The organism is Treponema sp. UBA785 (genome assembly GCF_002297065.1).
Classification (GTDB): Bacteria; Spirochaetota; Spirochaetia; order Treponematales; family Treponemataceae; genus Treponema_D.
This window is the reverse complement of sequence record NZ_DBJD01000085.1, coordinates 6,651-7,124: the sequence shown is the minus strand read 5'-3', so window position 1 is coordinate 7,124 and position 474 is coordinate 6,651. Positions and strand designations below refer to the sequence as shown.

The following is a 474-nucleotide window of genomic DNA, read 5'->3' as shown; positions in this document are numbered from 1 at the left end:
ATTTTAACCATTCATTTTTTAAGTACCTTTGCGGAAAAACAGCAAAAGACGATTTTACAGACAGGCTTTCCGCGCTGGTGGAGCGTGTAAAAATGAACGCCCAGTGGAGGCACAGATATATGACAATCGAACAGGAGATTAAGCTGCAGGCAAGAAATTTGGCAAAAGATATGGCGCAAGATATTGCTAAAGATATGGCGCAAGACATGGCAAAAGATATGGCACGAAACATGGCTAACTATATTGCGAGCGAAAAAACTCTCGAAACTGCAAAAAAATGATTGCTGCGAATCTTGGAACTGCCGAACAGATTGCTTCTGTTACAGGTCTTTCCTTGGAACAGGTTACGAAGTTAAAAACTGGCGAAAAATAAGTTTTTATTTCTGAGGTTATTGAACACCGTAATCTCTAAAAAAAACAAGCGGTTTTGAGGGCTCAAAACCGCTTGTTTTTTAGTTAATTGAATTTATTTAG

Annotated in this window: 1 pseudogene; it reads left to right on the top strand. The window is 38.6% G+C overall.

What is annotated here, in order from left to right:
- Positions 1–281 (top strand): annotated as a pseudogene (locus tag B2X33_RS07380) (Rpn family recombination-promoting nuclease/putative transposase); the annotation flags it as partial.
- Positions 282–474 lie beyond the last annotated feature (193 nt).